This is a genomic window from Acetivibrio sp. (genome assembly GCF_035371925.1).
GTDB lineage: Bacteria > Bacillota > Clostridia > Acetivibrionales > Acetivibrionaceae > Hungateiclostridium.
In genome coordinates this window covers 1-22476 of the sequence record NZ_DAORXT010000045.1, presented here as the reverse complement: position 1 = coordinate 22476, position 22476 = coordinate 1, and the positions used below count along the sequence as shown (strand labels likewise).

The window sequence follows — 22476 nt, the reverse complement described above, 5'->3', positions numbered from 1 at the left end:
AAAACAGGGTTCTGTAAGATTTTGTAAGGCAATTAAACTTGCAATTTAAAAATAAAAGGAAACCACCAAAATTTGATTGTGATAAATGCATATGATAGTATATAATATAAACTGTATAGCTTATTAAGAGTGTTTAATATCATCAAAACCGTCGCCGCAATTTGGATTTCCGGTATTACAAAGTTCAATCCCAAGATGCAAAATTTTCAATTAAACGGAAGGGGGTTTTCCAATTGTTTGATTTCATTTACAACATCGATATCTGGGCAGCAATCTGCTTTATACTCGGTTTTACCTTTGTGATAATCGAAATGTTCTTCCCCGGTTTTGGTTTTCCGGGTATTGCAGGTTTGATTCTTCTCTTTGCAGGTGTTGTGTTAACTGCTAAAACACTCACGGATGTTCTTGTGCTTCTGGCAATAATACTTGTTGTGCTGGGCATTGCCCTTGCAATAATACTTCGCTCAGCCTCTAAAGGGCGGCTTTCAAAACTGGTACTCACAGATTCCCTGGAAAAGCAAAGCGGATTTGAAGGAACCGAAGACTTTTCACCTTTTCTTGACAAAGAGGGTGTGGCTTTAACACCCCTGCGCCCGTCCGGTACTGCAGAGTTCGACGGAGTAAAACTTGATGTTGTTTCAGAGTTTGACATGATTGAAAAGGATTCAAAAGTAAAAATTATCAAGGTCGAAGGTCGCCGTATCGTGGTAAGAAAAATCGATTAGTGTATTAATCCGGTTTTTACTTGCTATATAGCCCTTAGGGTTATATAATGTAATAATATTATCATAAAAGATGAAGGGAGAGTTTTGTTATGGATAGTATAGCTTTTATTCTTATTGTAGGGGCCATAATTTTATTTATCTCGCTATTCTTTGCAGTTTTTCCAGTAGGTCTTTGGATTTCTGCATTTGCCGCAAACGTCAGAGTCAGCATATTCACTCTCGTAGGAATGCGTCTTAGGAGAGTTGTGCCTTCAAGGGTTATAAATCCACTCATCAAAGCAACAAAAGCAGGTATCAATGTGTCGATCAACAAGCTTGAAGCCCACTATCTTGCCGGCGGTAACGTGGACAGAGTTGTAAACGCTCTTATTGCCGCTCAAAGAGCCAATATTCCTTTGGAATTTGAAAGAGCTGCTGCAATTGACCTTGCAGGAAGAAATGTTCTTGAGGCTGTCCAAATGAGTGTTAATCCAAAAGTAATTGAAACACCGGTTGTAGCAGCGATAGCAAAAGACGGTATTGAGCTTCGGGCAAAAGCAAGAGTTACTGTTAGGGCAAATATTGACCGTCTCGTCGGAGGTGCCGGCGAACAAACCATTATTGCCCGTGTAGGTGAAGGTGTTGTTACCACAGTTGGTTCTGCCTTAGATCACAAGCAGGTTCTCGAAAATCCTGACGCCATATCCAAAACTGTGTTAAGTAAAGGTCTTGACTCAGGTACCGCCTTTGAAATACTCTCTATCGATATTGCAGATATTGATGTGGGAAGAAATATAGGTGCCCAGCTCCAGACAGACCAGGCAGAAGCGGACAAACGCATTGCCCAGGCAAAAGCTGAGGAAAGAAGAGCCATGGCTGTTGCAAGGGAGCAGGAAATGAAGGCAATGGTACAGGAAATGAGAGCAAAAGTTGTAGAAGCTGAAGCGGAAGTACCTAAAGCATTGGCTTCAGCTCTTCGTGAAGGAAAAATAGGTGTCCTCGACTACTACAATTTGCAAAACCTGATAGCAGACACCCAAATGAGGGACAGCATATCGAAAATGAGTAAGCATGACGATTCTCCGTCTATAAAGAAGCAAAACGATGTTTAATCTCTGTCTTGCCTTCTTAGGCTCAATAAAAAAGGAGCTGTTTTAATATGAGTAAAGATTTATTATTAAGTATGTTAGAAGCAATTGCAGAAGCATCTAAAAATCAGAATAACGGTAATACGCCGCAATACCATACAACAAATCAAAATCCCAACAGATATGCGACTAGGCCCAATCAAAGAACTTCCAACAATTTAGGTACCGGAGGAAGGCCAAGACCAAATGGCAGACCTGTTTCAGAAAAAAATTACGGTTTTGAAAGCAGTCCAAACTTTGAAGGCAGTTTTAGCTCTGAAGGAGTAGGTCAAGGCTCTTTAGACTACATTAGTCCCGAGGGCGAACCGAGTTCTGAAAACAGTCATGGTTCGGAAGGCTCTTTGCGCTACAAAGGTAATGATAGAACCTTAAAAGCAAGAACCTTGGCAACAAAGAAGTCTTATCAACCTGCATCTACATCTTCAGACAATACTAATTTCGACTTTTCCGAAATTAGTGAGAACGACATCCTTCGAGGAATAATTCTATCGGAGATTTTATCAAAGCCCAAATCCCTTAGAAGAGGCCGGTGGTAAATTGGGGCTGGTATTTTAAACTACAGAAATAAAAAAGAAGTAAATCCTGGAAAATGCCCGGATTTGCTTCTTTTTTTATAACAATAAATTATTTTATTAATAATTTTCAGCCAATAATTCAAAAAACGCTTTCGGATGAGCACATGCCGGACACTTTTCTGGTGCGCTGTTTCCTTCATGTACATAACCGCAGTTTCTGCATTTCCACAAAACTTTTTCGTCTTTATTAAACACCTTGTTATTCTCAATATTTTCCGCCAGCTTCTTGTATCTTGCTTCATGCCTTTGTTCAACTTCAGCTATCTTCGTGAAAGCTGCCGCTATTTCATCAAAACCTTCCTCTTTAGCAATCTTTGCAAATTCCGGATAAAGCTTTGTCCATTCTTCATTTTCCCCGTCTGCGGCTGCCTTTAGGTTTTCTAGAGTTGTCCCCTGGGCTACAGGATAATCTGCATTTATCATAATTGAAGCAGGTAGTTCACCATTCAAACCTTCGAGAAGAAATTTGTAAAATCTTTTTGCATGTTCCTTTTCGTTATCGGCAGTCTCAACAAAAATAGCTTCAATTTGCTTATAACCTTCCTTATTGGCAACTGAAGCATAGAAGTTGTACCTTGTGCGCGCCTGGGATTCCCCGGCAAATGCTTTCATAAGATTTTCCATTGTTTTTGTGTTTTTAAGACTCTTCATTTGGTACCTCCCTGATAAAATAAAATTAGTACTTGCCACCACCAATTTTACCACAACATGCAAAAATAAAACAGCTTTTTTGAATTCGACAAACATTTATTTGCAATGTTTTACATTCGAGTCACGTAAATATTACAATTCTTTTAAATCTGCCTAAAAATTAAAATTTTTATCCCTAAACATTCAATTATATGTTACAATTAAAAGTATGTTAAAACAAAATTAGATCAGATAATTCATTACCAAAACTGTAAACACAATCGATTGTTAAGGAGTTTTTGTAAATGGGTCAAAAAAAAATTTTTTCAAAGAAAAAAAACTTGACTTTTAAAAGAGCCCTGCTTATTTGGATGAGCAGTTTGTTTGTTTTAGGGGGAATGGTATTTCTTTTGGGAAAATTTGTTTTAAGTGACGGTAATGACAGTTCAGAGGTAGACAACGATATATTATATCCTCCTGTCAAAAGCTATGAACCCATTTCTTATGCGACACCCGGCAAAAACTATAACGCTACACCTTCCGGTCAAATCGATGACATGTTTCAAGGTCTTACAAACGGTATGAAATATCCCGAAAAATTAGTGGATGAAAAAAGCAGGAATATATTGTTTATCGGTCAGGATAAATTAACAGGTTTGTATGATACCATAGGCATATTAAGTATCGATAAAAAAAATCAAAAGCTGAAAATAATAATGATTCCCCGTGACCTCTACATTGACTACAGCCCTAGAGTCAAACGCTATTTGGAGGCCAACAACAGGCTAAACGACCCGGACTTTTATAAGATTAATTGTGCCCATAACATAGGTCCATTCATGAAATATGAGGGAAAATTCGGCGCATACTCAATGAATTTTTTGTCCGGCCTGATTAAAGAAATTTTTGATATTGAAATTCATGACTATGTCAGAGTAAACCCCGAAGGTTTCGTTCAAATTGTAGACCTTTTTGGAGGAGTTGACATCTACGTTCCCTATGACATGCATTATGATGATATATACCAAGATCTTTACATTCATATAGACAAAGGATGGAACCGCCTTGACGGCAGAAAAGCCGAAGGTTTTGTCCGCTACAGACAAAGCAACGACGAAATGGGAAACATTACTCATTCTATCGGAGACTATGAAAGAAAGAAGAATCAGATCAACTTTATCAAGGCATTCATTGAACAGCATGGGACATTAGCCAATATCGACAAGCTTCCAAGTCTCATTTCGACGTTAAACAAATATATGAAACACAGCATAGGAGTCGGTGATGTTTTAACTTCATACATAGGTTATGCAAAGGATGTAATTATATATAAATATCCTATTGAAACCTATACAGTCACCGGAAAAGACAAATACATGAACCAAAGATACTATATTGTAATTGAAAACGAAAATGATAATAATAACAGCAATAACAAAGCCCAGAACTAAAATTTAAAGCAATTTGACAATCTATAAAATTTTTTAGCTGCTCTTTAAGAACAACACGTTTCTTTTAGAGCAGTTTTATATTTGTGCTTAATTTGCATTGCATAAATTGGAATAATAAATTTAACTGCTTTGTATAAATTATATTTAGAAGTCTTGGAATTTAGCTAAAGTTTGAATTTAAGGAGGCATATTCATGTATCCTCACATACACAGGTATAAGTTTGAATCAAAGGCCGCCAACAGGCATAATCATAGAATAATAGGATACACGGATAATATGATTGGCATAGAAGTATTTCACATTCATGCATATTACGGTATTTCGTCGTACAACGGGCATACCCATTATTTTTCAGGATTCACCGGCCTTCCCATCAAAACCGAAAACGGTCATATTCACAGAATGGAAGGTATACTTGAATTATCTTCAAATCACGAACATATATACAGGAACTATACAGATGAAAATATTGAGTACATCTCTCATAGGGTATTGGATCATGCATATATTTAAATGATTTTTTTATAACAAGCTTGCAATTTTTATTAAAACCCATTATTATATATTTATAATAAAAATGAGTTATTGGTAATAAAAAATTGTCTTTTTGTTAATGTCAATGAATATTAAGCAATGACAAAAAAAGGCGTTTCATGATTCTTTTGATGCGCCTTTTTCTTATAAACGAACATTACAGTTTTTGGTAATTTGTTTTTATCTATATATTGAAAGGGGTTTTTATTAATGGTTAATGATGAATTACAGACATATTCATTAACAGAGGTTTTCGGTTCAAATGTGTTTAATGATGCTGCAATGAGAGAACGCCTTCCCAAACTTGCATACAAAGCATTAAAGAAAACCATAGATGAAGGTACTCCTTTGGATCGGGATATAGCAGAAGTAGTTGCAAACGCAATGAAAGACTGGGCAATCGACAAAGGTGCAACCCATTATACCCACTGGTTTCAGCCCATGACCGGAATCACAGCCGAAAAACACGATTCCTTCATTTCCCCTACATCGGACGGAAAAGTTATAATGGAATTCTCAGGAAAAGAGCTTATAAAAGGCGAATCGGACGCTTCATCCTTTCCTTCCGGGGGCTTGAGAGCAACCTTCGAAGCAAGAGGATATACTGCATGGGATTGTACATCACCGGCTTTTGTAAAGGATAACACTCTTTATATTCCGACAATTTTCTGCTCATATAACGGCGAAGTATTGGACAAAAAAACTCCTCTTCTTCGTTCTATGGAAGCACTGTCAAAACAAGCTCTTCGAATACTTAGACTTCTCGGAAATACCACCGCCAAAAAAGTAATTACTACAGTTGGCGCCGAGCAGGAATACTTTCTGATTGACAAAACACTCCATGACCGCCGTAAAGACCTTATCTATACAGGTCGAACCCTTTTTGGTGCAATGCCTCCAAAAGGACAGGAAATGGAAGACCACTATTACGGAACTTTAAAAGAAAGAGTCTCGGCATTTATGAAGGAATTGGACCGGGAGCTCTGGAAACTGGGAGTTTCGGCAAAAACAAAGCACAACGAGGTGGCTCCTGCACAGCATGAGATTGCCCCGATCTTCCATACGGCAAATATTGCCACCGACCACAACCAGCTGATAATGGATGTCCTTAAAAAAGTTGCCCAAAGACACGGCTTTGTTTGCCTTCTTCATGAAAAGCCTTTTGCGGGACTTAATGGTTCCGGTAAGCACAACAACTGGTCCATGAGTACCGATGACGGTCAAAACCTATTGGATCCCGGCCATACACCTCACGAAAATGCACAGTTCCTCATATTCTTATGTGCAGTAATAAAGGCTGTGGATGAGTATCCGGAGCTTTTGAGGTGCGCTGCTTCAAATGCGGGCAATGACCACCGTTTAGGCGCTAATGAAGCACCTCCTGCAATTATATCAATATTCCTGGGCGAACAGCTTACGGATATTCTTGAACAGATTGAAAATACCGGAGGAGCAAAAACTTTAAAAGAGGCCAAACCCATAAAAATCGGCGTAACAACGCTTCCGGTTCTGCCTAAAGATGCTACCGACAGAAACAGAACTTCTCCTTTTGCATTTACCGGAAACAAGTTTGAGTTTAGAATGGTTCCTTCATCCGCTTCAATCGCAGGCCCCGTTTTTGTACTCAACACCATAGTTGCCGAGGAACTCTGCCAAATAGCGGACAGACTTGAAAAAGCAGAAGATTTGAATGCTGAGATTCATGCGGTTTTGAAGGAAATAGTTCAAAACCACAAAAGAATAATATTCAACGGCAACAATTACTCCGATGAGTGGATTAAAGAAGCAAAAAGAAGAGGCCTTCCAAATATACGTTCAACTGTTGAGGCAACAAAAGCACTAATTGACGAAAAGAGTATTCGTGTATTTGAAAAACATAAAGTTTTAAATAGTACGGAGCTGCACTCCAGATACGAAATATTCCTTGAAAACTATATTAAAACAATTAATATCGAGGCATTAACCATGATAGAAATGACCAAACGGGATATTATACCCGCTGTTATAGCCTATATTACAAAGCTTGCCGATTCGATAAACTCTGTTAAATCATCTGGAGTTAACGCCGATACCAGTGTCCAGGCAGAGCTTTTACAGGAAGTGTCCCTACTACTCTCCACCCTCAAAAAGAATTTGATTGCTCTTGAAGAAGCAACCGGCAAGGCAGCACATTTTACCGGGGATACATTCAAAAAATCCTGCATGTACAGAGATGATGTGATTTCCAAAATGAATGAGCTGCGTGCCGTAGCCGACAAACTTGAAACACTGGTTGATGCAAAAATGTGGCCGTTCCCGACATACGGCGAGCTTCTCTTTAACGTGTAAAACACAAATTTTAAAATAATACTAAAAAGCCCTCCTTTTATAAGGGGGCTTTTTGTGAACAGTTTCAAATTTTATAAAATTATTCACGTAGCTATTTAGAAAAATACCGTTAACATTCATACTGCATGCCAAACTCAAGGGCTTTCATCTCTTCGGGAATCAAGTTGTGTTTTTTAGCGGGCAGCGTTTTCTTCAGAGCAACTTCAAAGTTCTCCTTGGACACTATGTTGGTCAGGGCAATTAGCTTTCCTAAAAGAATTATATTTGCAAAAGTAGGATTTCCCATCTTAAAAGCTGTCTCGGTGGCAGGTACACCGTAAACCTTTACGTCCTGCCTTTCCGGTTCCCTTTGAACTAAGGAGCTGTCTTTAATAATTATTCCTCCGCTCTCCACCGTCTTTTCAAACTTGTCAAGGGATGGACCGTTCATAACTATCAAAGTTGTAGCAGTATTTAAAATGGGAGAACCGATTACATCGTCGGAAATTATAACATTGCAATTGGCAGTACCGCCCCTCATTTCCGGACCATAAGACGGAAGCCATGATACATTTTTATTTTCCAACATTCCCGCATATGCAAGAATTCTTCCTGCCGACAGTATTCCTTGTCCGCCAAAACCTGCCATAATAATCTGCTGATCTGCCATCAAACTTACACCTCCAAATCCTTGCCTTTAAAATTCCCCAACGGGTAAACCGGAATCATCTTCTCCTGTATCCATTTCAATGCTTCTACAGGATTCATTCCCCAGTTTGTAGGACAGGAGGATAACACTTCAACTATTGAAAAGCCCAAGTTTGCCATTTGAACCTGAAATGCCTTCTTTATAGCTTTCTTTGCATTCATAATATTCTTTATGTCATGCATAGAAACCCTCTCTATATATACTGCACCCTCAAGAGTGGACAGAAGTTCGCAAACATTTATCGGATATCCGTGAAGCTCCGGATTTCTACCGAAAGGAGTGGTGGTTGTAACCTGGTTAATCAACGTAGTGGGAGCCATTTGTCCGGATGTCATTCCGTATATGGCATTGTTTACAAATATAACAGTTATTTTTTCGCCCCTTGTAGCTGCATGGACAATTTCGGCCGTACCTATTGCAGCCAAATCGCCGTCTCCTTGATAGGCAAATACGACATTGTCAGGATTGACCCTTTTTACACCGGTCGCAACTGCCGGAGCTCTTCCATGGGCTGCCTGAACCATATCGCAATTAAAATATTCATAGTTGTTGTAGGTACATCCAACAGGTGAAATACCTATTGTCTTTCCTTCGATACCAAGCTCATCTATAACCTCAGCTATAAGTCTATGGACTATCCCATGAGTGCATCCGGGACAATAGTGCATAGATACATCCACTAAAGCATGTGGTTTTTTAAAAACTGTATCCATTTTTCTTCCCCTTCCAAAATAAAATCCTAGCATTAAGAGTTTAAAAACCGTTTAACCATTCAAAATTTCTTTTATTTTATCCAGTATTTCCTTCTGTGTCGGTATCATTCCGCCCATTCTTCCGTGGAAATACACAGGCCTTTTGCCGTTAACAGCCATCTTGACATCTTCAACCATTTGGCCTGCATTAAGCTCAACCGACAAGAATGCTTTCGGAACATCAGCATATTTTTCAAATTCCTTTACCGGGAAAGGCCACAAGGTTATAGGTCTAATCAAACCAACCTTTATACCTTCCTTTTGGGCCATCTTTATAACATTCTTTACTATTCTTGCAACTGTACCAAAAGCTGTCACAATAATATCCGCATCCTCACAATTGTATGTTTCAACACGGGTTTCCTTTTCCTCAATCAATCTGTATTTGGCCTGCAGCTTTTGGTTGTGTTTTTCCAACACTTCGGGCTGAATATAAATAGAGGTTACGGTATTGTGCTCCCTCTTCATTTGTGTACCTGTAGTAGCCCAAGGTTTGTCGACTTTTTCTATATTCTCGACATCTTTGAACTCAACAGCTTCCATCATCTGTCCTAAAATTCCGTCACCCATAATCATTGAAACAATTCTATACCTGTCGGCAATATTAAAAGCCTCCACAGTAAGTTCATACAGTTCCTGAACGCTGGAAGGCGCCAGTACAACCATCTTGTAATCACCATGGCCTCCGCCCTTTACAGCTTGGAAATAATCACACTGTGCAGGCAGTATTCCTCCAAGACCCGGACCGCATCTTACGATGTTTACGACAACGGCAGGAAGCTCTGCACCTGCAAGATAAGACAAGCCTTCCTGCTTTAAGCTTATACCCGGGCTGGATGACGAAGTCAAAACCCTTGCTCCTGCGCTGGCCGCACCGTAAACCATGTTTATGGCAGCCACTTCACTTTCTGCCTGAATAAAAGTTCCGCCAACTTCAGGCATTTTCTTTGCCAAATAATGCGCAATTTCAGTTTGTGGTGTGATCGGGTATCCGAAGTAGTGCCTGCATCCTGCTCTTAGAGCAGCTTCTGCAATGGCTTCGTTTCCCTTCATTAACAATTTCTCTCCCATATATTCCAAGTCCCCCTAATCTGTTTCATTGAAAACTTTTTTACACAACTTATTTATAAACTTCTATGACACAATCAGGACAAATCGTTGCACAAAAAGCACATCCTATGCATTTGTCCATATCAGTAACTCCTGCCGGATGAAAGCCCTTCTGGTTTAATTTGTCCTCATTCATAACAACAATCTTCTTAGGGCAAACTGTCGTGCACAATTTACAACCCTTGCATCTGTTTTCATCAAAAATAACCTTTGCCATTTAAATCCCCCATTATTTATTATACTTGCTATTCTTCGACCAAAAGCTACTTCGTTTATTATAGAGCTCTTTATCTTTTTTTTCAAGCTCATCAATCAACTCGTTCAGAATTTTTTCATTTTGAAGGTCAATATCCAAAATTTTGACACCATATTCAAATCCCTTTGCACTATTTGATTTCCTTTTTACGGTACCGACAAAACACATCTGCTTTTTGGGATTAATAAATACCTCAAAGTAAAAATTTTTCTCCCCTTGAGAATTCTGAGCACCTTCCAATTCCTTTTCGATATCTTCCTTAGCAACAAAAGCAGCCCCACCCTGGCTCAAATTGGTCATAATGGCAAACACGCCGTTTTTATCGTTCTTGGACTTTTTAATAACAGAACACAGATAAATATCATATCTATAGTTTCCGCGCCTGTTTGCAAACTTCTCCACATCGTGAATTTTAATGGTAATGCTCTGCGGTTCATCAAGCTTTATCTTGGTGACCCAACCGATTAATGTAAACTCATACTCATCATTGGTATACTTGCATCTCATTGTATCTCCAATCATAATTATGTTTTCAATATAATCCTTTTCAAGTCCGATATCAATCTCAATCCAGTCTTCATTAATGGCAAAAACGACGTTTGTTACCCAATTGGATGAATTGCAATGCTTTGTCCTGATTATAGAGCCTTCGGAAAGAAAATCCCTCAACTTCATATTACTCATTACAGCCCCTCCATCAATTCCACGGTAATTTAATGAGACCGTTCAAGTACAATACTTCGATGTCTTCTATCTTTCTTACTTCATCTGCAATTTCACGAAAGCCGCTTACAAATGCAACAGGTATGTTGAGTTTTCGAGATAATTCCTTTATCATTTTATGACCTTCAATCACATCCTCAACAGTCGTTTTGCCAACGAGGTTCGTATTGTTTACAAGCTTTGACACTTTCAGCCGGGATGCGCTTTCGATTTCAAAAATCATCTGTTCAATCTTTTCAACAGTATCAGTCATAGGCCTTTTGGTATTAATAACAAAATACATTTCATAGTCGTCGTTTTCTATTTCCTCTTTAAATCTTGACAAGGCTCTTGCTCCAAGGTCATCGCCGCCCACATCAAAAACAACATTGTATTCTTTTTTTTCAAACAATGTATATATCTCTGCAGGCAGTGCCGGAACGTCGACATTTGTGTTTGCATAAAGAGGAGAAACAACCCAGATGTTTTTTGACTCAAGCTCACGTTTAACGTCAGTAGTCCTGAAAAAAGGATTGACTATGTCAAAATCCACAATTGCAGTATTAATATTCTGTTCTCTAAGTCGAAGGGCAAAATTAACCGCCACTTCCGTCTTGCCGCTTCCAAAATGTCCTGTAAAAATACTGATTCTTTTGTTAATCATTTTAAACACCTATAATTATAAACTAAGTTATATTAATCAAAAAACAGTTATCCGTAAAAAATATTTATTATCTTGATTATAACATTAATAAAAATAAATTTTAAGTATTTTTTAAGCAGTTTTGTGGCGAAGTATTAGTATTTTTTCTAAATCTATTGTAATTTTCGGCAATTTACTTATTGTAACAAAAACCGGGGGCAAGACGCCCCCAAATCAATAGTATAGTCATAGCAATATATATACCCTGTTTTTTAATCCGATAACCATCTTATATCTTATGCACCTGCTTTTTTGCAAACATCTACAAGTCTTCTTCCAAGTATTTTTGCCCTTTTTACGGCAAACTCATCTTTATCCGCAGGCTGATGCGCACATACACCGTGATGGCCGCAATCATCGCCAACATATCCGTCACCAACAATTGTCATACCGTGAACAAGCATAATATCGTGCAATGCTTTCATTGTAGTTTCCTGCCCGCCGTATTTTGATGCTCCCACGGTCACTCCGCATGCAAATTTGTTGTAGAAAGCCTTTTCGCTTCTAAGTTTTCTCGTTTTATCAAAAAAGGCTTTAAGCTGTGCCGAAACACTCCCAAAGTATACAGGACTTCCCATTACTATTGCATCAGCCTTTTTCAAAATCTCATAAGCCTCTTCCAGTTTAGTACCTTTATAGCATATACCGGAACAGGGACTGCTGCAAACAACGCAGAAAGGGTTTTTTACGGAATTTAAAAGATCCTTCACTTCAAGAACCATTGTCTCTGCGCCTTGACTTTTTGCCTCTTCCAGTACAGTATTAATAAGAAATTTTGTGTTTCCTTCCTTATTCGGACTTCCGTTTATTCCCACAATTAACATTCATATCACCCCTTAAGCATCAATTTTAGCACATAATCCAAAAGTTCTCAAGTAAAGAGAAAGATTTCATTCCAAGAGGCCAAATAAAAAAGCGGACTAAAGCATCTCGTCCGCTTCCCTGACTCTGTTAATAAAATCCCTTATTTTGCCAACATCCTTAAAACCGTCAGTCTCAACGCCGCTGCTGACATCCACTCCATAGGGTTTTACCCTTGCCACGGCCGCCTTGACATTTTCCGGATTAAGACCTCCGGCAAGAATAATTCTGTCGTGCCTTGATGCGATGTCTCTTGCAATCTGCCAGTCAAACACAGCCCCGGCTCCTCCATAGCTTCCCTCAACATAGGCATCCAAAAGGAAGGCATCTGCATCAAAATCGGACATTATTTTAAGAGATTCTTTATTTTTTACCCGAATAGCCTTCCATATTTCAATATTTTTTTTGGTTGCTTTGCCAAGTAAACCTTTAAGCCTTTCTACATATTCCGGCGTCTCGTCCCCATGAATCTGGACACAGTCTAGCCCTGTGTACTCCGCAATTTCCGCAACTACATTCTCATTTTCATTTACAAATATCCCCACAGACTTAATCTGTGGCAAGAGCTCTTTAATAAGCATTCTTGCTGTTTCTTTCGAAACCTTCCGGCGGCTTTCGGCAAATACAAAGCCCGCAAATTGTGGCTTATAAAGATTTACACAATCAATATCCTCTTTTCTTCTAAGACCACATATCTTAACTTTCGTCATAATCACACCGCTTTAAACTCATTTATTTTTTCACTTATGGACTCTGCCCTCATAAAGGTTTCCCCTATCAAAACCGCATCCACACCGAGCTCTTTCAGATATTTTAAATCTTCAGCACCCTTAATGCCGCTTTCGCTTACCACCACCCGGTCGTTCGGTATCCTGTTCATAAGCTTTTCGGTATTCTTTAAATCCACCTCAAAGGTCCTAAGATCCCTGTTGTTTATTCCGATTATCCTTGCACCGGATTCCAAAGCCCTCTCCAGCTCCCTTTCATCATGAACCTCAACCAGGCAGTGCAATCCCAGTATATTTGCAACAATCTGGAATTTTTTCAACTCCTCATCGGAAAGCAATGATACAATAAGCAATATTGCATCAGCCCCTATACACCGTGACTCATACACCTGCCACAAATCGATTATAAAATCTTTTCTTAAAATTGGGAGAGGACAGGATTGACGAATCTTTACAAGGTACTCTTCATCCCCTTTGAAAAAGTTCCTTTCGGTAAGCACCGATATAGCCTGAATCTCAGACTCGATATATTCCTTTGCGATTTTTAGCGGATCAAAGTCCTCTTTTATGATTCCTTTTGACGGAGAAGCCTTTTTTACCTCGGCAATAATGGAAATATTTCCGCTGTTTTTTAAAGCCCCGTAAAAGTCCAAAGGCTTGTGAGTCCCCGGTCTTTTTATTTTTTGCTTCCAACCCTCTATACTAATTTTGCTCATATCTTTATTTAGCTGAATCCTCTTTTGCGCTACAATTTCATCCAGTATCATGTTTTCCTCCTTGTAAACTTGCATTTATTTCTTAGCGGATAATGCTTTTTAGCATCAGCCCGACAACTCATTATAGCTTAGGAAGGAGTTTGTAAACTCTACAAGCTCATCGACCTTTTTCAAAGCTTTTCCGGAATCAATTATTTCTTTAGCAAGGTCAATTCCTTCTTCAATGCTGGATGCAGCTTTTCCTACATACAATGCTGCCGCTGAATTTAATACAACGATATCTCTTTTTGCTCCCTTTTCACCGTTAAATATCCTCTTTATTATCTCAGCATTATCCTCTGCATCCCTTCCCGTCAAATCCTCCGGTGACGCAAGGGCAAAACCGTAATCTTCAGGGTGCAATTCATAAATAACAACCTCATTGCTGCGAACCTCCGATACCTTGGTAGACGTGGTTGTCGTAATTTCATCCATTCCGTCCATACCATGTATAACCATAGCTCTTTCAACTCCAAGATTTAAAAGAACATTTGCCACGGCTTCCGTAAGATTCGGATTAAATACCCCCAGCACCTGCCCTTTTGCATTGGACGGGTTTGTCAGAGGCCCAAGTATATTGAATATTGTCCTTATTCCCAATTCTTTTCTCGGTCCCGCAGCGTGCTTCATGCATTTATGGAACATTGGAGCATATATAAATCCTATCCCCACCTTCTCTATGCACTCTTTTACCTGAACCGGGTCAAGGTCTATATTGACACCCAAAGCTTCCAAGACATCCGCGCTGCCGCTTTTACTGGACACCGACCTGTTTCCGTGCTTTGCCACATATACGCCCCCTGCGGCTGCCACAAAGGCCGATGCCGTCGATATGTTGAAGGTATTGGTTCCGTCCCCTCCGGTTCCGCAGGTATCAATATAATAATCAACATTGGGATGTATTCTGTCAGCCTTTGCTCTCATTACCTTGGCGCATCCCGTTATTTCCTCTATTGTTTCTCCCTTGATTCTAAGCGCTGTTATAAAGCTTCCTATCTGGGCAGGTGTTGCCTTACCCTCCATTATAGAGTCCAATGCCTCCACTATCTCCGCTTCACTCAAGTTTTTTCCTTCAACCAGTTTTGAAATTGCTTTTTTCAACATTTTGACCTCTCCTCTCTTCTCATCTCTTCCAATCATTTTAAATTCTTAAAGTAATATTAGCCCGCTACTCTTTTTATGTTAATAAAATTTCTCAAAATTGCCTTTCCTTGGGGAGTAAGAATTGACTCGGGATGAAACTGTATCCCAAAAACCGGATAACTTCTGTGCATTAACCCCATTATCTCCCCATCCGGTGTAATGGCAGTGATTTTTAAAGATTCGGGAAGTCCTTCCTTCTGAACTATAAGAGAATGGTACCTTCCCACCCGGATTTTTTCGGGTAAATCACGGAATATCAAACACTCCCTGTCAATCTCAACTTCCGATGCCTTCCCGTGCATAAGTTCCTTTGCATGCACTACCTTTCCTCCAAAAGCCTCTCCGATTGCCTGATGTCCAAGGCACACCCCAAGGATGGGTATATATTCGCCAAACTTTCTTATCGCCTCAATAGATATTCCGGCATCTTTTGGGAAACCGGGACCGGGAGAAATTATTATATGGGAGGGATTCATCTCTTCGATTTCTTCCAAGGTTATCTTGTCATTTCTGAAAACCTCAATATGTGGACTGATTTCCCCGACATACTGGTACAAATTGTAGGTAAAAGAATCATAATTATCAATAATCAATATATTGTCCTTCATTTTATCTCACCTGCCTCTTCTATAGCTTTAAGAAGTGCCATTGCTTTATTGTAGCATTCCTCATACTCCTTTTCCGGAACCGAATCCGCAACTATGCCGGCACCGGCCTGAACATAAGCCTTGCCGTCTTTCAATATTATTGTCCTTATGGTTATGCAGCTGTCCAGATTACCGTTAAAGCTAAGATATCCAATGGCACCCCCATAGGGCCCGCGCTTTACAGTCTCAAGCTCATCTATTATCTCCATGGCCCTGACCTTTGGTGCTCCGGAAAGGGTACCGGCAGGAAGAATGGACATAAGGGCGTCAAAAGGAGTCTTATCCTCCCGAATCTGTCCCTGTACATTGGTCACCACATGCATTACATGGGAATACCTTTCAATGTGCATAAGGTTCTTTACCTCTACAGTGCCGTATTTCGATACTCTTCCGATATCGTTTCTTCCCAAGTCTACCAGCATCACGTGCTCTGCCAGCTCTTTTTCATCGGACAAAAGGTCTTTTTCCAAAGCCTCATCCTCTTCTTTTGTCCTGCCCCTTTTCCTTGTTCCTGCAATGGGGCAGGTTTCCACAATTCCGTTTTCAACCCTGGCCAGCATTTCGGGAGAAGAACCTATTATCCTGTAATCATCAAATTTAAGATAATACATATAAGGAGAAGGATTTATAAGCCTTAAGCACCTGTATATATTAAAAGGATTTTCATTCGTTTCAACGCACAGACGCTGGGACAAAACCACCTGAAATATGTCTCCGTCCTTTATATACTGTTTTGCTTTTAAGACATTTTGGCAAAAAGCCTCTTTTGAAATATTGCTCTTTACCTCAAAGCTGCTATCCTTTTTATTGTAATCTAAAACAGCGTGGTCCGCGGTCTTCCATTTGGTATCGATAATCTCTTTGTGTATGCTTTTTATCCGGTCAACTGCACTTATATAGGCCCGTTCAATATTACCGTTGACATGTAAATTTACAATTATGTGTATTTTCTGCTTCAGGTGGTCATATACCAGCACTTCATCAGTGAACATAAAATGACTTTCGGGAAGCCCCATATCATCTTCAGGGACATTGGGGAGATTCTCATAGTGGCGTATAAGGTCATATCCGAAATATCCCACAGCCCCTCCATTGAACCTCGGAAGATTTGGAAGGTTTGCACCCTTGAATTTGCCCATAAGCTCCTTTATTATTTCCACAGGGTTTCCTTCAATTTCCTTCTGAAAACCGTTCCTCTCTTTGATAATGGTTTTGTTTTTATAGCTTTTTACAATAAGGAACGGATTTTTGCCGATAATGGAGTATCTGGCCCACTTTTCGCCACCCTCGACGCTCTCTAACAGAAAACAGTAACTGCTTTCCTCAAACCTTTTAAACAAGCTGATAGGAGTTTCCATGTCAGCGTATACTTCCATTGTAACTGGTATGATATTATAATCCTTTGCCATTGATTTAACTTCGTCCAAGGTTGGGTAAAACATTCCGACTCCTCCTTATTTCTAAGGAAGACATGAGAGCAGACTAAACTAAATAACGCCGGATAGAAGAATCCGGCGATATGATACAAAAGAATTTGTACTCCTCGTCTCGTCTCTTCTCATCTCTTCTCTTCAAACTAAAACTCATCTCATCTAATCTTAAAATAATTGTAGCATGGAAAATACTAAAAATGCAAGTGAAATTTTATAAATGTTATTAATTTTATAAACCAATTATGCTTTATATTGTTTTCATTCTTAATTATGCAATAATCCTTGACACGGAATGTTTATCAAAAGTACAATGTACATTGTGGGGTCGACACAACAATTAACAACCGACAGATAGCAAACAGTCAAAAATACAAAGGAGAATTTAAAGGAGAAGATATGATTTCCAAGTTTATAGATTACATCAAAAGAAACAAATATCTTGTCATAATATTTATAGGTGTAATATTAAGACTTATATGGATTTTTGCCATGCCTACATACCCTGAAACCGATTTTATGTGGTACCATGTCAAGGGAAAGGAAATTGCGGAAGGCAAAGGCTTTCTAAACGGAATTTATCCCTATTACACCGGAAGACCCGGATTTCCTACAGCTTTTAGGCCCATAGGCTATCCCGGGACTTTGGCAATCCTCTACTTCATATTCGGTGCGGACTTTTTAGTGGCAAAGCTGTTTAACATTGTGCTTTCCACTCTTATCATGTTTTTGACATACAAGCTTGCCGACAAGTTTTTCGGTAACAAAATTGCCCTTTTGACCCTGCTTATTTATGCTTTGTCACCCTTGGCAATAGCATACAATAGCATCATATGCTCGGAAATTTTATTCTCCGCGCTTTTAATGCTTTCTATTTATTTGTATTTCAACAAAAACAATCCTTTTGTCATAGGACTTCTGATTGGTTATCTAACCCTTGTAAGACCTATCGGAGTGTTTATTCCGTCAATATTTGTCCTCTATGAATTTATCCGAAAAGATGTGGGGCTAAAGCATAAAATCAAGTATGTCGCTGCCTTTGCAGTTTCAGTGGCATTGGTAATAAGTCCATGGATAATAAGAAATTATATCGTTTTCGGCGAACCGATTTTCTCAACCAATGGCGGCTACGTTTTTTATGTAAATAACAACGATTATGCAATCGGCTCATGGAGCGACCCCTTTAAATACCCTGACAGTCCGATGCTAAAGTACAAAACCGAAGAAGGATTTGATGAATTGGCAATCCACAAACTCGGCAAGCAACTTGCCAGAGAGTGGATAAAGGAAAACCCCAAAAGGTTTGTTGAGCTGGCATTTCTACGTATTGCTAATTCATACTGGTACAAAACCGATGATATAATGTGGGCGTTGACCATAGGTATCAACCAATGGCATCCGATAACGTCCAAGGCTGTAAAGCTTGAAAAGCTCTTGTACAGGCCTTTTTACATCGTACTTTTCATATTTATTATATATGCAGTGATAAGGTTTATCCGCCAAAGAAAAATAGACTTTACCACATTTATCCTTCTTATTTTCCTTTACTTTAATGCAATGATGTTTGTGCTTGAAGGAAACTCCAGATATGTTTTTCCTCTTCACCCCATTTATACAATAGGCGTATCCTTTGTCATATATAATGTACTTAAAAAATTGCTGCCGAAGCGATTTTCGGCCACTTTATCTTAAATTCGGTTTATTGCATTGAAATTTCAAATACTATATAATATTATTTTGTGAATTTCACTTTTTAAGAAGATTTAGCCTGTATAGGTTAGAAATATACGAAAGGACAGATGTTTGAAATGAAATTGGGAATTGTAGGACTGCCTAATGTAGGAAAAAGTACTCTTTTTAATGCCATAACAAAAGCCGGTGCAGAATCCGCAAACTATCCTTTTTGTACAATTGAGCCAAATGTAGGAATTGTGGCCGTGCCCGATGAAAGGCTTGACAAGCTTGCAGAAATGTATAATCCGGAAAAAGTCACACCTACTACCATAGAATTCGTGGATATAGCCGGTCTTGTAAAAGGTGCAAGCAAAGGTGAAGGTCTTGGCAACAAGTTTTTGTCCCACATAAGGGAGGTTGACGCAATAGTCCATGTCGTCCGTTGCTTTGAAGACAGCAATATTGTGCATGTGGAAGGTTCCGTAGGTCCTGTCCGCGATGTGGAAACCATTGAAATGGAGCTCATTCTTGCAGACATGGAAGTAATGGAAAGAAGAATAGACAGAACACGCAAGATGCTAAAGTCCGGAGATAAAAAGTATCAAGTGGAATTGGATCTCTATGAGCGTATCATGAAGACCCTTGAAGCAGGCAAACCTGTGCGCTCCATGAGCTTTAGCGATGAAGAGAAAAAGCTTGCAGACCAGCTCTTTCTTCTGACATCAAAACCTGTATTGTACGCAGCAAATGTTTCTGAGGATGGCATAAACTCCGAAAATTCCAATCCTCTGTTGGAAGAGCTCGTTAACCATGCAAAAAACGAGGGCTCTGAAGTAATGGTTATATGTGCAAAAATTGAAGAAGAAATTGCTCAACTGGATGACGATGAAAAAGCAGAATTTTTAAAAGAATTAGGGCTTTCCGAGTCGGGGCTTGACCGTCTGATAAAAGCAAGCTACAAGCTTTTAGGACTTATCAGTTTTCTCACTGCCGGACCTCAGGAAGTCAGGGCATGGACCATAGTCAAAGGCACAAAGGCTCCCCAGGCAGCCGGAAAAATTCACAGTGACTTTGAAAGGGGCTTTATAAGGGCTGAAGTCGTTGCCTATGAAGACCTTATAAGGCTTGGTTCATACAACCTTGCCAAAGAAAAAGGGCTTGTGCGTTCCGAAGGTAAAGACTACGTTATGCAGGACGGCGACGTTACTCTCTTTAGATTTAATGTATAAAAGAATAGACTTACCCGCTTTGGTTGAAGCAAAAAACCTACTTTTTAGGCAAAGCAGAAGCGCATACAAGGAAATTTAGTGTATGCGCTTTTATTTTTTGCAAAGGAGTGCTGTAAACCAAACATACTTCAAATTCTATGCTTCGCATGTTTCCGTGTCTTCCGTATTTTCATCCGGTTTATCCGCATTATCATCTTTATCGGGCTGTAAATCATCACTGTCATTATCCTCACTGTCGCAATTTACGTCATTCTCATCTTTATCATTATGCTCTTCAAGTTCTCCTATCTCACTGTCAGTCAATATAATACTCAAGTCCAGAATGGAGATTAACTTGCCATCCTTTTTCCCAACGCACTTAAGATAGTCATTATACACCTTCTTGATAATATCGGGTGTTGGCTCTATATCATCGGCAGACAACCTAATTATCTCAAAAACATCATTCACCACAAAGCCTATAAGCTTGTCTTCAATGTCTGTAATTATTATCTTGGTCTTTTTGCCAACCTCCATATCCCCCAGTCTAAACCTTTTATTGAGGTTGACAATCGGAACCACTTTTCCCCTAAGATTAATAACACCATCAATAAATTTAGGCATCCTGGGCATCTTTGAAACTTCTTCATACTTGACAATCTCTTTTACTTGGCTGGTGTCAACTCCACAAATCTCATCGTTTAGACTAAATACAACAATCTGCATGCCTTCCATCAGAAAAACCTCCTTATTGTGAATTTTCTGCATAGAATTCAATCCTTCGAACAAGAAGTATGCTTTTGAATTGGACTCACCATAAATATTTCAACCTTTCCGATATGAAATCAAAAAAACAAGAAGTGAAATGCTATATCTTAATATTATACCAAAAAAGTATAATTTACAACATCTTTATGAAGTTTTTTAATTTATAAATTATGTAGTCTAGGTTGAACATTTTAAAACAACCGGAATTTTTCTGCAAAACTTACCATCAAATTATTTTAAGTATCATATCATATTTTTCGGAAAAACAACTTAAAATATTGACACCTATGTGCTATTGTTATATATTGATGTTGATATTTAAATATCAATATAAACCAATTAAGAAATGTAATACTGTAATACTAAGGCAAAGGAATGAAAAGCATTTATGAAAAAAATACTCCCGATAATATTAACCTGTTTGATAGTCACTTTTTTAGCAGGCTGCCAAAAATTATTAAGTGTACAGAATCCCAATATTCAAAGCACAAGCAATCTTTCGGAAATAAAAAATTTATTGGATAAAGCCAAAGAACCGTCAACAGAAAGTGAAAAATATACTGAAGATGCACTAGCCCTATTAGTAGAGTTATTAAGGAAATCAGACCCTCAAGATATCCCAAGTGAGAGTATTTCAAAGCTTTCGGACTGGATTTGCATACATGAAAATAATGATTCGAGAATAATTGAATACAGGCAAGCTCCGGAAGACTTCGGAATTTCGGGAAGAAGCACATGGAAAGTATTTCAATACTACCCCGGCAACAGTGTATTCATGATAGAAAACTGCATGCCTTACGATTTGGAATTTTATCGTGTAATAAATATTAATAACAAACCGGTTCTTTATACATACGTAAGAAATTTTGAAGTTAATCAACATAAGGCCCACATTTTTGCATACACATTTAGCGATGAGTCCGTTACCAATATAAATGCCATTGATTTTGAAAGCATTGACACCGGTTTGTGGGGCTATGACAAAGACAGAAGTATGCTTTGGTCAAAAAAATCCCATTCGACTTTCATCGAGTCAGTATCGCCGGACGGCAAAGAAGTCGTCATAAAAGGCTGGGATGCTGACGGAAGCGAATATTTTCTCAATTTAAAGCTAAAAGATGATGGCGTATATACTTGCTTGTAAATTCTAGAATTTTATTAAATTTATTATTGACTGAAATCCTGCTAAGTGATAAAATAATTGGTAACAGTAAAATAATTGATAATAAAGGCAATGATGGGGTAAAGTAAGTTATATATTCTTTTTAAGCGAGCCGGGGACGGTGCGAGCCCGGTAAAAGGAGTATAATTGAAGTTCACCGCCTGAGCTGTTGGCTGAAAAGCGGATTATACCGCTAAAGTAGGCTTAACCGGAGCTTTCACCGTTAAAAGAAAGGTTGTATCGGATAACTTTATGTAATCCCGTACAATAATGAGTGGGCAATATGCCAATTTGGGTGGTACCGCGTGGAAAATACACTCCTCGTCCCTTAAAAACAAGGGATGAGGAGTTTTTATTTGGCCTCTTGGAACGAAATGAAAGAGGCAAAAGCGAAGGTACTCGATGTCCCGAGCTTTTATTTTACCTTTTAAATTAAACGAAAAAGTAAAAAATAATGATATATGGAGGTTTTTACTATGATTATCGTTATGAATCAGAATGCTACAAAAGAACAGATT

23 protein-coding genes and 1 other annotated feature are annotated in these 22476 nt (G+C 38.8%); of the genes, 9 read left to right on the top strand and 14 right to left on the bottom strand.

The annotated features are described in order from the left end of the window. Window positions 1–233: 233 nt before the first annotated feature. From PLH43_RS07780 to PLH43_RS07770, 3 genes are all read left to right on the top strand, one after another. On the top strand, window positions 234–725 hold the full coding sequence (locus PLH43_RS07780; RefSeq protein ID WP_324361766.1) for an NfeD family protein: 492 nt from the start codon (window positions 234–236) through the stop codon (window positions 723–725). Between the two features lie 89 nt (window positions 726–814). Next, window positions 815–1816: a flotillin-like protein FloA gene (gene floA, locus PLH43_RS07775; RefSeq protein ID WP_324361764.1), complete on the top strand. Its 1002-nt coding sequence runs from the start codon at window positions 815–817 to the stop codon at window positions 1814–1816. 47 nt (window positions 1817–1863) lie between these two features. After that, on the top strand, window positions 1864–2388 hold the full coding sequence (locus tag PLH43_RS07770) for a hypothetical protein (RefSeq protein WP_324361762.1): 525 nt from the start codon (window positions 1864–1866) through the stop codon (window positions 2386–2388). A 96-nt stretch (window positions 2389–2484) separates the two neighbouring features. Here PLH43_RS07770 and rbr read toward each other — a convergent pair whose 3' ends face one another. Next, entirely contained in the window at window positions 2485–3078 is a 594-nt protein-coding gene (gene rbr, locus PLH43_RS07765; protein WP_324361760.1) for a rubrerythrin, read from the bottom strand. A gap of 284 nt (window positions 3079–3362) precedes the next feature. Between rbr and PLH43_RS07760 the strand changes: the two genes are divergently transcribed. The 3 genes from PLH43_RS07760 (at window position 3363) to PLH43_RS07750 (ending at window position 7371) form a co-directional block, all read left to right on the top strand. Further along, window positions 3363–4508, top strand: a complete 1146-nt coding sequence (locus PLH43_RS07760; RefSeq protein ID WP_324361758.1) for an LCP family protein — start codon at window positions 3363–3365, stop codon at window positions 4506–4508. 193 nt (window positions 4509–4701) lie between these two features. Beyond that, on the top strand, window positions 4702–5022 hold the full coding sequence (locus PLH43_RS07755; protein WP_324361756.1) for a YmaF family protein: 321 nt from the start codon (window positions 4702–4704) through the stop codon (window positions 5020–5022). Between the two features lie 231 nt (window positions 5023–5253). Then, the gene (locus tag PLH43_RS07750) at window positions 5254–7371 is read left to right on the top strand and encodes a glutamine synthetase III (RefSeq protein WP_324361754.1); all 2118 of its coding nucleotides are present in this window, start codon (window positions 5254–5256) and stop codon (window positions 7369–7371) included. 109 nt (window positions 7372–7480) lie between these two features. Here the strand turns inward: PLH43_RS07750 and PLH43_RS07745 are convergent, their stop codons facing one another. The 12 genes from PLH43_RS07745 to trpE all read right to left on the bottom strand — a co-directional run bounded on the left by PLH43_RS07745 (window position 7481) and on the right by trpE (window position 17158). Continuing rightward, on the bottom strand, window positions 7481–8020 hold the full coding sequence (locus PLH43_RS07745) for a 2-oxoacid:acceptor oxidoreductase family protein (protein ID WP_324361752.1): 540 nt from the start codon (window positions 8018–8020) through the stop codon (window positions 7481–7483). A 5-nt stretch (window positions 8021–8025) separates the two neighbouring features. After that, window positions 8026–8772: a thiamine pyrophosphate-dependent enzyme gene (locus tag PLH43_RS07740; RefSeq protein WP_324361750.1), complete on the bottom strand. Its 747-nt coding sequence runs from the start codon at window positions 8770–8772 to the stop codon at window positions 8026–8028. Between the two features lie 51 nt (window positions 8773–8823). Further along, the gene (locus PLH43_RS07735) at window positions 8824–9882 is read right to left on the bottom strand and encodes a 3-methyl-2-oxobutanoate dehydrogenase subunit VorB (protein WP_324361748.1); all 1059 of its coding nucleotides are present in this window, start codon (window positions 9880–9882) and stop codon (window positions 8824–8826) included. Between the two features lie 49 nt (window positions 9883–9931). Then, on the bottom strand, window positions 9932–10138 hold the full coding sequence (locus tag PLH43_RS07730) for a 4Fe-4S binding protein (RefSeq protein WP_324361746.1): 207 nt from the start codon (window positions 10136–10138) through the stop codon (window positions 9932–9934). A gap of 12 nt (window positions 10139–10150) precedes the next feature. After that, complete coding sequence (locus tag PLH43_RS07725; protein ID WP_324361744.1) at window positions 10151–10861, bottom strand: PilZ domain-containing protein; 711 nt, start codon at window positions 10859–10861, stop codon at window positions 10151–10153. Window positions 10862–10874: 13 nt separating this feature from the next. Further along, window positions 10875–11543, bottom strand: a complete 669-nt coding sequence (locus PLH43_RS07720) for a hypothetical protein (RefSeq protein ID WP_324361742.1) — start codon at window positions 11541–11543, stop codon at window positions 10875–10877. Window positions 11544–11818: 275 nt separating this feature from the next. Further along, window positions 11819–12406, bottom strand: coding sequence for an NAD(P)H-dependent oxidoreductase (locus PLH43_RS07715; protein ID WP_324361740.1), 588 nt, complete (start codon window positions 12404–12406; stop codon window positions 11819–11821). A gap of 96 nt (window positions 12407–12502) precedes the next feature. Next, window positions 12503–13153, bottom strand: a complete 651-nt coding sequence (locus PLH43_RS07710; RefSeq protein ID WP_324361739.1) for a phosphoribosylanthranilate isomerase — start codon at window positions 13151–13153, stop codon at window positions 12503–12505. 2 nt (window positions 13154–13155) lie between these two features. Next, a complete protein-coding gene (gene trpC / locus PLH43_RS07705) occupies window positions 13156–13938 on the bottom strand; it encodes an indole-3-glycerol phosphate synthase TrpC (RefSeq protein WP_324361737.1) in 783 nt (260 codons plus the stop codon). A gap of 54 nt (window positions 13939–13992) precedes the next feature. Continuing rightward, window positions 13993–15030 carry an anthranilate phosphoribosyltransferase gene (gene trpD / locus PLH43_RS07700; protein WP_324361735.1) on the bottom strand — a complete coding sequence of 346 codons (1038 nt, stop codon included), beginning with the start codon at window positions 15028–15030 and terminating at the stop codon, window positions 13993–13995. A gap of 56 nt (window positions 15031–15086) precedes the next feature. Further along, window positions 15087–15677 carry an aminodeoxychorismate/anthranilate synthase component II gene (locus tag PLH43_RS07695; RefSeq protein ID WP_324361733.1) on the bottom strand — a complete coding sequence of 197 codons (591 nt, stop codon included), beginning with the start codon at window positions 15675–15677 and terminating at the stop codon, window positions 15087–15089. Beyond that, window positions 15674–17158 (bottom strand): anthranilate synthase component I, encoded by a 1485-nt coding sequence (trpE, locus tag PLH43_RS07690; protein WP_324361732.1) that lies wholly within the window; start codon window positions 17156–17158, stop codon window positions 15674–15676. The genes PLH43_RS07695 and trpE overlap by 4 nt, the downstream gene beginning before the upstream one ends. A 387-nt stretch (window positions 17159–17545) precedes the next feature. Between trpE and PLH43_RS07685 the strand changes: the two genes are divergently transcribed. Both PLH43_RS07685 and ychF read left to right on the top strand, forming a co-directional pair. Beyond that, the gene (locus tag PLH43_RS07685) at window positions 17546–18838 is read left to right on the top strand and encodes a glycosyltransferase family 39 protein (RefSeq protein ID WP_324361731.1); all 1293 of its coding nucleotides are present in this window, start codon (window positions 17546–17548) and stop codon (window positions 18836–18838) included. Window positions 18839–18954: 116 nt separating this feature from the next. Continuing rightward, window positions 18955–20049, top strand: a complete 1095-nt coding sequence (gene ychF, locus PLH43_RS07680; RefSeq protein WP_324361768.1) for a redox-regulated ATPase YchF — start codon at window positions 18955–18957, stop codon at window positions 20047–20049. 135 nt (window positions 20050–20184) lie between these two features. On the opposite strand, the gene PLH43_RS07675 is transcribed toward ychF, so the two are convergent. Continuing rightward, window positions 20185–20763 carry a chemotaxis protein CheW gene (locus PLH43_RS07675; protein ID WP_324361730.1) on the bottom strand — a complete coding sequence of 193 codons (579 nt, stop codon included), beginning with the start codon at window positions 20761–20763 and terminating at the stop codon, window positions 20185–20187. A 421-nt stretch (window positions 20764–21184) separates the two neighbouring features. Between PLH43_RS07675 and PLH43_RS07670 the strand changes: the two genes are divergently transcribed. Further along, window positions 21185–21940 carry a hypothetical protein gene (locus tag PLH43_RS07670; RefSeq protein WP_324361728.1) on the top strand — a complete coding sequence of 252 codons (756 nt, stop codon included), beginning with the start codon at window positions 21185–21187 and terminating at the stop codon, window positions 21938–21940. Between the two features lie 81 nt (window positions 21941–22021). Then, window positions 22022–22290 (top strand) — a binding site (T-box leader). Window positions 22291–22476: the final 186 nt, after the last annotated feature.

What these genes read in the sequence shown, in the direction of transcription:
- PLH43_RS07695 (WP_324361733.1), bottom strand. Translation starts at nt 15,677, where the DNA reads ATGAAGGACAATATATTGATTATTGATAATTATGATTCTTTTACCTAC.
- PLH43_RS07745 (WP_324361752.1), bottom strand. Translation starts at nt 8,020, where the DNA reads ATGGCAGATCAGCAGATTATTATGGCAGGTTTTGGCGGACAAGGAATA.
- PLH43_RS07715 (WP_324361740.1), bottom strand. Translation starts at nt 12,406, where the DNA reads ATGTTAATTGTGGGAATAAACGGAAGTCCGAATAAGGAAGGAAACACA.
- PLH43_RS07750 (WP_324361754.1), top strand. Translation starts at nt 5,254, where the DNA reads ATGGTTAATGATGAATTACAGACATATTCATTAACAGAGGTTTTCGGT.
- ychF (WP_324361768.1), top strand. Translation starts at nt 18,955, where the DNA reads ATGAAATTGGGAATTGTAGGACTGCCTAATGTAGGAAAAAGTACTCTT.
- PLH43_RS07735 (WP_324361748.1), bottom strand. Translation starts at nt 9,882, where the DNA reads ATGGGAGAGAAATTGTTAATGAAGGGAAACGAAGCCATTGCAGAAGCT.
- trpE (WP_324361732.1), bottom strand. Translation starts at nt 17,158, where the DNA reads ATGTTTTACCCAACCTTGGACGAAGTTAAATCAATGGCAAAGGATTAT.
- trpC (WP_324361737.1), bottom strand. Translation starts at nt 13,938, where the DNA reads ATGATACTGGATGAAATTGTAGCGCAAAAGAGGATTCAGCTAAATAAA.
- PLH43_RS07725 (WP_324361744.1), bottom strand. Translation starts at nt 10,861, where the DNA reads ATGAGTAATATGAAGTTGAGGGATTTTCTTTCCGAAGGCTCTATAATC.
- PLH43_RS07675 (WP_324361730.1), bottom strand. Translation starts at nt 20,763, where the DNA reads ATGGAAGGCATGCAGATTGTTGTATTTAGTCTAAACGATGAGATTTGT.
- PLH43_RS07740 (WP_324361750.1), bottom strand. Translation starts at nt 8,772, where the DNA reads ATGGATACAGTTTTTAAAAAACCACATGCTTTAGTGGATGTATCTATG.
- rbr (WP_324361760.1), bottom strand. Translation starts at nt 3,078, where the DNA reads ATGAAGAGTCTTAAAAACACAAAAACAATGGAAAATCTTATGAAAGCA.
- PLH43_RS07685 (WP_324361731.1), top strand. Translation starts at nt 17,546, where the DNA reads ATGATTTCCAAGTTTATAGATTACATCAAAAGAAACAAATATCTTGTC.
- PLH43_RS07720 (WP_324361742.1), bottom strand. Translation starts at nt 11,543, where the DNA reads ATGATTAACAAAAGAATCAGTATTTTTACAGGACATTTTGGAAGCGGC.
- PLH43_RS07670 (WP_324361728.1), top strand. Translation starts at nt 21,185, where the DNA reads ATGAAAAAAATACTCCCGATAATATTAACCTGTTTGATAGTCACTTTT.
- trpD (WP_324361735.1), bottom strand. Translation starts at nt 15,030, where the DNA reads ATGTTGAAAAAAGCAATTTCAAAACTGGTTGAAGGAAAAAACTTGAGT.
- PLH43_RS07730 (WP_324361746.1), bottom strand. Translation starts at nt 10,138, where the DNA reads ATGGCAAAGGTTATTTTTGATGAAAACAGATGCAAGGGTTGTAAATTG.
- PLH43_RS07760 (WP_324361758.1), top strand. Translation starts at nt 3,363, where the DNA reads ATGGGTCAAAAAAAAATTTTTTCAAAGAAAAAAAACTTGACTTTTAAA.
- floA (WP_324361764.1), top strand. Translation starts at nt 815, where the DNA reads ATGGATAGTATAGCTTTTATTCTTATTGTAGGGGCCATAATTTTATTT.
- PLH43_RS07770 (WP_324361762.1), top strand. Translation starts at nt 1,864, where the DNA reads ATGAGTAAAGATTTATTATTAAGTATGTTAGAAGCAATTGCAGAAGCA.
- PLH43_RS07755 (WP_324361756.1), top strand. Translation starts at nt 4,702, where the DNA reads ATGTATCCTCACATACACAGGTATAAGTTTGAATCAAAGGCCGCCAAC.
- PLH43_RS07710 (WP_324361739.1), bottom strand. Translation starts at nt 13,153, where the DNA reads ATGACGAAAGTTAAGATATGTGGTCTTAGAAGAAAAGAGGATATTGAT.